At 45.9% G+C, this 2,171-nt stretch carries 2 protein-coding genes; both read left to right on the top strand.

Features of this window, described 5'->3' with window-relative positions:
* A partial coding sequence (locus tag ACRC27_RS00405; protein WP_438638810.1) for a capsular polysaccharide export protein, LipB/KpsS family occupies positions 1–1,056 on the top strand: 1,056 nt, incomplete at its 5' end.
* A gap of 15 nt (positions 1,057–1,071) precedes the next feature.
* Positions 1,072–2,171, top strand: a 1,100-nt coding sequence (locus ACRC27_RS00400; RefSeq protein WP_438638808.1) for a capsular polysaccharide export protein, LipB/KpsS family, incomplete at its 3' end; no start/stop codon positions are given.

Genomic DNA, 2,171 nt, shown 5'->3' with positions numbered 1-2,171 from the left:
CAGGTAGAGCCTAGAGCTTGGCGTCGTCTTTATCTGGTTGGTTTTTCGCTGTGGAAGCGCGCTTTTATGCGCACATTTTGCGCGCATTTGGCCGATGAACTTTGTTTTGTACGTACCGTTCCTGCACAGCTAAAAGATGACGAGCATGTGTTGGTGTGGGGAAATCGTTATCCGGAACTGCAATCAGTGATCCGTATTGAGGATGGTTTTATTCGCTCCAACGGATTGGGGTCTAATTTATGCCGACCTTCATCACTGTCTATCGACCCTGTGGGGATCTATTTTGATAGCCGTCGGCCAAGTCGGCTTGAGCAGTTACTCAATTCGCATATCTTAGGCGCGACAGAAGAAAATCGAGCCGAGTCATTACTCGCGCAGTTGCAGGCAACACGCGTGAGTAAATACAACGTGGGCATGAATCAAGACTATACGCCGCCACAAGATGGTCGTGAGTTGGTTTTGGTTGTTGGCCAGGTTGATGGGGATGCCTCCATTTTATGCGGTAGCCCGGTTATCCGCAGCAATGAGCAGCTATTGTGGGCGGTGCGTGAAGCCAAGCCAAATGCACATATTCTGTTTAAACCTCATCCGGATGTGGTATCGGGTAATCGCGAAGGTGCGATTTCTGCGCGTTGTTTAGCGTACTGTGTGGATAGCCAAGTAGTTGATATCGGGTTGGGCTCTTTATATCCGCACATTGATGAGTTGCATACCATGACTTCACTCAGTGGATTTGAGGCGCTGGTACAAGGGGTGAAGGTGACAACGTGGGGGCAACCTTTCTATAGCGGTTGGGGATTAACCTACGATATGCATCCACCAGCCCGACGCCAACGCACATTACCATTGAGCTCGCTGGTTTATATCACATTAGCTAAATATCCGCGTTATATCGATTGGCAGTCGGGGCTGTGGTGTAGCCCTGAACAGTTAATTTATCTTTTAGCTGCGCAAAAAAATGCGACTGCGGCGGGGGTTAGCCGATGGCAGCGTTGGCGAATTAAATTGGGTTATTTAGTTCAAACGCTTAAACCAACACGTTCTCTTTTGCCCTAATGAGATTTTGTTTGAATGAATATATTGTTATTGCAAGGACCGCTTGGGCCGTTTTATCAAACATTAAGCCAGCATTTGTCATCGGCTGGTCATCATGTGGTGAAAGTTAATTTTAACGGTGGTGATGAATGTTGGCCTTGTGTGGGAAAAAGAATTAATTATCGCGGTAGCCCAGAGGAGTGGAATACATTTTTTCGGCGAGTATTAAAACAGCATGCTATCGATAAAGTGATTTGTTACGGTGATTGCCGTTATTACCATTGGGTCGCGAGTCAGGTGTGTACGCTGAAAAACATCCCTTTCTGGGCCTTTGAAGAGGGGTATTTACGCCCTGACTTTGTAACGTTAGAGCGCGGTGGTGTTAACGCGTTTAGCCCGTGGTATGAACAGCGAGAGCAGTTAGCTTCCTTGCAGTGGCCAAGTGAGTACCAAGCGCCACTTAAGGTGGGCAAAACATTTGCGGTGCGTGCATGGTATGCGAGTTATTATCACATTAGTAAGGCATTGAAACGCCATCGTTATCCTGATTTTATCGATCATCGTCCTTGGGGATTGTTGCAAGAGGCTATGGGCTGGCTAAAAGGCGCTTATATTAAATATCGCCATTTGCATGCAGATACTGATCTCCTGCAGCAGCTAAAAACGCATCATAAAGGGCGGATTTTTTTAGTACCGTTACAGGTATCAGAAGATTTTCAGATAAGAGAGCACGCTGATTTGGAAACGGTTGAGGAGATGATTAAGCAAGTTGTCACCTCATTTGCACAGCATGCGCTATCTGATGATATTTTGTTATTCAAACACCACCCGATGGATCGCGGTTATGTCAGTTACCGAAACTGCATTAATCAGTTAATGTCAGACCTGAATTTAAATGGCCGCGTATTTTACGGTTATGAGTTGCCCTTACCAACGCTCTATCCTTTATTAAAAGGCGTAGTTACCATTAACAGTACTGTAGGATTATCTGCGTTACTGCATGATGTGCCAACATTGTGTTTGGGGCGTGCTTTGTATGATATTCAGCGATTGACCACTCAAGGCTCTTTGGCGTCATTTTGGCAAAAGCAAGATCCGGTATGCAGTAAAACATTCCATCGAGTTAGAGAGTCTTT

Origin of the sequence: Plesiomonas sp., from assembly GCF_051650925.1 — a bacterium.
Taxonomy (GTDB): domain Bacteria; phylum Pseudomonadota; class Gammaproteobacteria; order Enterobacterales; family CAMTGL01; genus Plesiomonas.
This window is presented reverse-complemented; position numbering and strand designations above follow the sequence as displayed.